Source organism: Streptomyces sp. F001 (genome assembly GCF_004187715.1).
In the GTDB taxonomy this organism is placed as follows: domain Bacteria; phylum Actinomycetota; class Actinomycetes; order Streptomycetales; family Streptomycetaceae; genus Streptomyces; species Streptomyces flavusporus.
Genome location: NZ_QZWF01000012.1, coordinates 188,432 through 194,925 on the forward strand (window position 1 = coordinate 188,432; position 6,494 = coordinate 194,925).

The 6,494-nt window shown below is 69.8% G+C and carries 5 protein-coding genes; all 5 read left to right on the top strand.

Annotated elements, in window-relative coordinates:
• Positions 1–6 precede the first annotated feature (6 nt).
• Positions 7–1,041 carry an ABC transporter permease subunit gene (locus StrepF001_RS31935; RefSeq protein WP_129801644.1) on the top strand — a complete coding sequence of 345 codons (1,035 nt, stop codon included), beginning with the start codon at positions 7–9 and terminating at the stop codon, positions 1,039–1,041.
• A complete protein-coding gene (locus StrepF001_RS31940) occupies positions 1,038–1,973 on the top strand; it encodes a carbohydrate ABC transporter permease (RefSeq protein WP_129801645.1) in 936 nt (311 codons plus the stop codon). The genes StrepF001_RS31935 and StrepF001_RS31940 overlap by 4 nt, the downstream gene beginning before the upstream one ends.
• A gap of 156 nt (positions 1,974–2,129) precedes the next feature.
• Positions 2,130–4,337 carry a sialidase family protein gene (locus tag StrepF001_RS31945; RefSeq protein WP_129801646.1) on the top strand — a complete coding sequence of 736 codons (2,208 nt, stop codon included), beginning with the start codon at positions 2,130–2,132 and terminating at the stop codon, positions 4,335–4,337.
• Positions 4,337–6,316, top strand: coding sequence for a beta-galactosidase (locus StrepF001_RS31950; RefSeq protein ID WP_129801647.1), 1,980 nt, complete (start codon positions 4,337–4,339; stop codon positions 6,314–6,316). The genes StrepF001_RS31945 and StrepF001_RS31950 overlap by 1 nt, the downstream gene beginning before the upstream one ends.
• On the top strand, positions 6,313–6,494 hold a 182-nt coding region (locus tag StrepF001_RS31955), incomplete at its 3' end, for a glycoside hydrolase N-terminal domain-containing protein (protein WP_129801648.1). The genes StrepF001_RS31950 and StrepF001_RS31955, both read left to right, overlap by 4 nt.

Here is a 6,494-nt window from a genome sequence, read left to right on the forward strand (position 1 = left end):
ACGGCCGTGTCCCACAGCACGGTGCCTCGGAGCAGCGCCGAGGCCAGCACGCCGGTGAAGACTCCGGTGGCGTCCGCTGACGCCACCGGGACCCAGAAGGAACGAGGCTCAGGCAAGCTGAGCCTCAGGCACAGGTTCAGACGCGACCGCGCCCTGATCCTCATGACGCTGCCGGCCATCGTGCTGGTCCTGGTCTTCAACTACCTGCCCATCCTCGGCAACGTCGTCGCCTTCCAGGACTACGACCCCTACATCAGCGACAACGGCATCGTCTCCATCCTGAACAGCCCCTTCGTGGGCATGGAGAACTTCCAGCGGATCTTCGAGGACTCGGCCTTCTGGAACGCCGTCGAGAACACGCTGGTGCTGTTCTTCGTCCAGCTCGTGCTGTTCTTCCCGATCCCGATCCTGCTCGCGCTGCTCATCAACAGCGTGGTCCGGCCCCGGGTGCGGGCCGTCGCGCAGGCGGTTCTCTACCTGCCGCACTTCTTCTCGTGGGTGCTGGTCATCGCCGTCTTCCAGCAGATGTTCGGCGGCGCGGGGATGCTCTCCCAGCTGCTCAGGCAGAACGGGTACGACGGCCTCAACATCATGACCAACCCGGACACCTTCCCCTTCCTGCTCACCGCGCAGAGCGTGTGGAAGGACGCCGGGTGGGGGATCATCGTCTTCCTCGCCGCGCTGGCCTCGGTTCCTCAGGACCACTACGAGGCCGCCGCGATGGACGGCGCCGGACGCTGGCGCCGCATGTGGCACGTCACGCTTCCCGCCCTGCGCCCGGTGATCGCCCTCCTCCTCGTGCTGCGCGTCGGCGACGCCCTGACCGTCGGGTTCGAACAGATCCTGCTGCAACGCGACGGCGTCGGACCGGGCGCGGGAGAGGTCCTCGACACCTTCGTGTGGTGGAACGGTGTGCGCAACCAGGACTTCGGCTACGCGGCCGCCGCCGGCCTGATCAAGGGCGTGGTCAGCATCGGCCTGGTCCTCGCCGCGAACAAAGTGGCCCATCTCATGGGCGAGCAGGGGGTGTACAAGAAATGACCGCCGTCATCGACAAGCCGGCCGGCAAGCCCCGCTGGTGGGAGGCGCCGCCTCGGCCGGCGTGGGAGGAGCCGCCTTCCAGGGCCGGGGTCGCGGGCAAGGGGGTTGCCCTGACGTTTGCCTGCCTCGCGGTTCTCTTTCCGCTGTGGATCGTCGTCGTCACCAGTCTCTCGTCGCGCAAGACGATCGATGAGGCGGGTGGCCTGGTCATGGTGCCCAAGGGCATCACCTTCATCGCCTACAAGGAGTTGCTCAGCGGCGGCCAGGTCACCCGCGCCGCGATCATCAGCATCCTGGTCACCCTGGTCGGCACGCTGTTCTCGATGGCGGTGTCCGTCCTGTGTGCCTACGGCCTGTCCCGTAGCGGGTCCCTCGGCCACCGCTGGATCCTGATGACGCTGCTGGCGACCATGTTCTTCAGCGCCGGCCTCATCCCCACCTACCTGCTGGTGCAGTCCCTCGGCCTGACGGACAGCTATCTCGCGCTGATCCTGCCGAGCGCGATCAGCGTCTTCAACATCCTGGTGCTGCGCGGCTTCTTCATGGGGATCTCGCAGGAACTCATCGACAGCGCGCGCATCGACGGCGCCGGGGACTTCCGGATCCTCTGGCGGATCGTCATGCCGCTGTCGCGGGCGGTTCTTGCGGTGATCACGCTGTTCTACGCCGTCGGGTACTGGAGCGCCTGGTTCAACGCGTCGCTCTACCTGAACGAGCAGGACATGATGCCGTTGCAGAACGTCATGATCCAGCTCGTGCAGAAGCAGGAAGCGCCGGTCGGTCTGAGCCAGGCCATCAGGACAGGTCAGCTGTCGGGGCTGGCCATTCAGATGGCGGTCATGGTGATGGCTCTGCTGCCCGTGGCTGTGCTGTCGCCCTTCGTCCAGAAGCACTTCAAGAAAGGCATGCTCACCGGAGCGGTCAAGGGCTGAAGCCCGAGCGGGTGGGGTTTGGGGAGCTGCGGTTGTGTTTTGGCCGCGGGTTGGTTGTGGCTGATCGCGCCCACGCGGCGGAGCCGCATATCGATACAGCCCCGCGCCCCTTTGAGGTTTCTCTACGTCCCCCCATCTTCCAAGTCGAGGTATGTCATGCGCACGTCCCGACCCAGCAGACGCGCCGTCCTTGCCGGGACTGCCGTCGCGCTCACCGTCGTTCCCGTCCTCGGAAGCCCGGCACAGGCAGCCCAAGCCTCGGCCGCCCCCACCTACCGCTGGCGCACCGTCGTCATCGGCGGCACCGGATTCATCACCGGCGTGCTGTTCCACCCCTCCGTGCGCGGTCTCGCCTACGCCCGTACGGACATCGGTGGCGCCTACCGCTGGGACGACCGGGCGGCCCGCTGGACCCCGTTGACCGACCACCTCGGCTGGGACGACTGGAACCTGCTCGGCGTGGAGGCGATGGCGGTCGACCCCGCCCACCCCGACCGGCTCTACCTGGCCCTCGGCACCTACGCCCAGCCCTGGGCCGGCAACGGCGCGATCCTGCGCTCCGAGGACCGCGGCGCCACCTGGAAGCGCACCGACCTCACCGTGAAACTCGGCGCCAACGAGGACGGACGGGGAGCCGGCGAGCGGCTGCTCGTCGATCCGCGGGACAGCGACACCCTGTGGCTGGGCACCCGGCACGACGGTCTGCTCAAGTCGACCGACCGGGGCGCCACCTGGGCAGCCGCGACCGGCTTCCCGGCGACACCGAGCGCCTCCGGGCAGGGCATCACCCTGCTCGTCGCGGCCGGGCGGGCCGTCTACGTCGGCTGGGGTGACGGGGACGGGACGTCTCCCCACCTGTACCGGACCACCGACGGCACCACCTGGCACCCCGTGCCCGGACAGCCCACCGGTACGTCTGCCAAGGTCCCGATCCGCGCCGCCTACGACCGCCACACCCGCGCGCTGTACGTGACGTACGCCGACGCCCCCGGCCCCAACGGCCAGTCCGACGGCAGTGTGCACAAGCTGGCCACCGTGACCGGCAAGTGGGCCGACGTCACGCCGGTGAAGCCGGGCGGCCCCGCCCCCGACGGCGCCACCGACACCTTCGGCTACGGCGGCGTCGCCGTCGACGCCCGTCGCCCCGGCACCGTCGTCGTGTCGACCAACAACCGCTGGGCCGCCGTCGACACGCTCTACCGTTCCACGGACGGCGGTCGCACCTGGACGTCCCTCAAGGACTCCGCTGTGTTCGACGTCTCCGAGACTCCTTACCTCAAGTGGGGTGCTGACGAGCCGAAGTTCGGCTGGTGGATCCAGGCGCTCGCTGTCGACCCGTACGACTCGAAGCACATCGTCTACGGCACCGGCGCCACCCTCTACGGCACCCGTGACCTGAAGAACTGGGCCCCGCAGATCCGCGGCCTGGAGGAGACGTCCGTGCGCCAGCTGATCTCGCCCCCGGTCGGAGAGGCGCACCTGATCAGCGGGCTCGGGGACATCGGGGTGATGTACCACGAGCGGCTCACGGCGTCCCCCTCCCGCGGCATGGCGACGAACCCCGTGTTCGGGTCGGCGACGGGACTCGCGCAGGCCGCGGGCAGGCCGGTGTACGTCGTGCGCACCGGGTGGGGCGATCACGGCAACGGCGCCTACTCGAACGACGGCGGGCAGACCTGGGCGCCCTTCGCGGCCCAGCCCGACATCGCCAAGAGCGCACCGGGGCCGATCGCCACCAACGCCGACGGCAGCGTGCTGCTGTGGTCCTTCGTGCACTGGGACGGCACGAAGTACGCAGCCCACCGATCCGCCGACAACGGCGCGACCTGGTCCGAGGTCTCCTCCTTCCCGAAGGGCGCCACGCCGGTCGCCGACCCGGCCGACCCGACGCTCTTCTATGCGTACGACACCGACACTGGAACGCTATACGCCAGCACTGACAGTGGCCGTTCCTTCACCGCCCGTGCGACCGGACTGCCCTCCGGGGACAGCCAGTTCAAGATCGCTGTTGCTCCCGGGCGCAGCGGCGATCTATGGCTCTCCACCAAGTCGAACGGTCTGTACCGCTCCACCGACGGGGGCGTCACCTTCGCCAAGGTCGCCAGCTGCTGGGCCTCGCACACCCTCGGCTTCGGCATGGCCGCCGACGGCGCCGACTACCCCGCGATCTACCAGGTGGGCTCCACCGAGGCCATCACCGCGGTCTACCGCTCCGACGACGAAGCGAAGACCTGGGTGCGGATCAACGACGACGCCCACCAGTGGGGCTGGACCGGCGAGGCCATCACCGGCGACCCGCGCATCCACGGCCGCGTCTACCTCGCCACCAACGGGCGCGGAATCCAGTACGGGGAGCCCGTCTGATGCCCACCCGCAAAAGCCCCGCGCTCTGCGACGCCACCCGCGGCCGCATCCTCTTCGGCGGCGACTACAACCCCGAGCAGTGGCCCGAGGAGACCTGGCACGAGGACGTCCGCCTGATGAAGGACGCCGGCGTCAACTCCGTCACCCTCGGCGTCTTCTCCTGGGCGAAGCTCGAACCCCGCCCGGGAGTACGGGAATTCGGCTGGCTGGACCGGCTCATGGATCTGATGCACGCCGCCGGCATCGGCGTCGTCCTCGCCACCCCCACCGCCTCACCGCCTCCCTGGCTGGGCCGCCTCCACCCGGACACCCTGCCCCGCGACGCCGACGGCCGCGTCGAGCACTGGGGCGGCCGTCAGCACTTCTCCCACTCCAGCGCCACCTACCGTCGCCACGCCGCCGCCATCACCGAGGACCTAGCCGCCCGCTACGGCGGCCACCCCGCCCTCACGATGTGGCACATCAACAACGAGTACTGCACCGCCGACTACGGCGACGAGGCCGCCGAACGCTTCCGCCGCTGGCTCCAGGACAGATACGGCACCCTCGACGCCCTCAACACCGCCTGGGGCACCGCCTTCTGGAGCCAGGGCTACGACACCTGGTCCGGCATCCTGCCCCCGCGCCACGCCCACTACATGAAGAACCCCACCCAGGTGCTCGACTTCCGGCGCTTCACCTCCGACATGCTCCTGGAGTGCTACGTCGCCGAGCGGGACATCGTCCGCCGGCACTCCCCGCACATCCCGGTCACCAGCAATTTCATGCCGCTGTGGATCGGCCAGGACGCCTGGCGCTGGGCCGAGGAGGAGGACGTCGTCTCCGTCGACCTCTACCCCGACCCGCGGGACCCCCTCGGCGCACAACAGGGTGCGCTGGTCCAGGACATGACCCGCTCCCAGGCGCGCGGCCCCTGGATGCTGATGGAGCAGGCGGCCGGTCCGGTCAACTGGCGTGGTGTGAACCATCCCAAGCCGCGTGGCCTCAACCGGCTGTGGTCCCTCCAGGCCGTGGCGCGCGGTGCGGACGCCGTCTGCTACTTCCAGTGGCGGCAGTCCCGGCAGGGCGCGGAGAAGTTCCACTCCGGGATGGTCAGTCATGCGGGGGAGCAGGGCCGTACCTTCCAGGAGGTCAAGCAGCTCGGCGCCGAGCTCGCACAGCTCGGCGAGGTCACCGGTACGCACATCACAGCCGACGTCGCGATCCTGCACGACTGGCACTCCTGGTGGGCCGGCGCCCAGGAGGGCCGCCTGTCCACCGAGGTCGACCACCCAGCGGTCCTGGGCACCTGGCACCGCGCCCTCTGGGAGGCGCACCTCACCACCGACTTCGCCCATTCCGAGCACGACCTGTCCGGCTACCGCCTCGTCGTCGTCCCGCAGCTCTACCTCCTCACCGACCGGGCGATCGAGAACCTCCTGACGTACGTCCGCGGGGGCGGCACCCTCGTCTGCGGTTTCCTGACCGGCGTCGCCGACGAGGACGACCGGGTGCGGCCGGGCGGTATGGACGGCCGGCTGCGCGAGCTGTTCGGCATCCGCACCCTGCACGAGTGGTGGCCGCTGGACGCGGGGGAGACCGTCGAGTGCGACGGCTTCCGCGGCACGCTCTGGTCGGAGGAGATCGAAGCCGCGACGGACGCCGACGAGACGATCCCCTACAAGGGCGGCGAACTCGACGGACTGCCCGCCGTCTTGCGCAGGGGCAGCGCCTGGTACGTCTCCACGCTCCCGGAGCCGGACGCCCTGAAGGGCCTGCTCACCCGCGCCGCCGCCGAGGCCGGCGCCCGACCGGTCGTCGACGGCCTCCCCGCCGGCGTCGAGGCGGTACGCCGCGGTGAGCTGCTCTTCGTGCTCAACCACGGGCGCGAGCCGGTCACCGTCCCCGTCCCGGGCACCCTGCACGACCTGCTCACCGACACGTCGGTCACCGGCGAGGTCCGCCTGGACCGCTACGGAGTGGCGGTGCTGAAGCCATGACCCGGTCCGGCCCCGTCCACGGCACCTGGGAACCGCGCCCGGCCGCCCGCTGGGAGGACGCCTTCCTGAGCGGCAACGGCCACCACGGCGTCCTCGCGTTCGGAGATCCGAACGACGACCGTGTCATCGTCACCCACCACACCCTCGTACGCCCCAACGGCGGCGAACACGCCCGCCC

Excerpts from the sequence above, each read along its gene's own strand:
- StrepF001_RS31950 (WP_129801647.1), top strand. The coding sequence starts at position 4,337 with ATGCCCACCCGCAAAAGCCCCGCGCTCTGCGACGCCACCCGCGGCCGC.
- StrepF001_RS31940 (WP_129801645.1), top strand. The coding sequence starts at position 1,038 with ATGACCGCCGTCATCGACAAGCCGGCCGGCAAGCCCCGCTGGTGGGAG.
- StrepF001_RS31945 (WP_129801646.1), top strand. The coding sequence starts at position 2,130 with ATGCGCACGTCCCGACCCAGCAGACGCGCCGTCCTTGCCGGGACTGCC.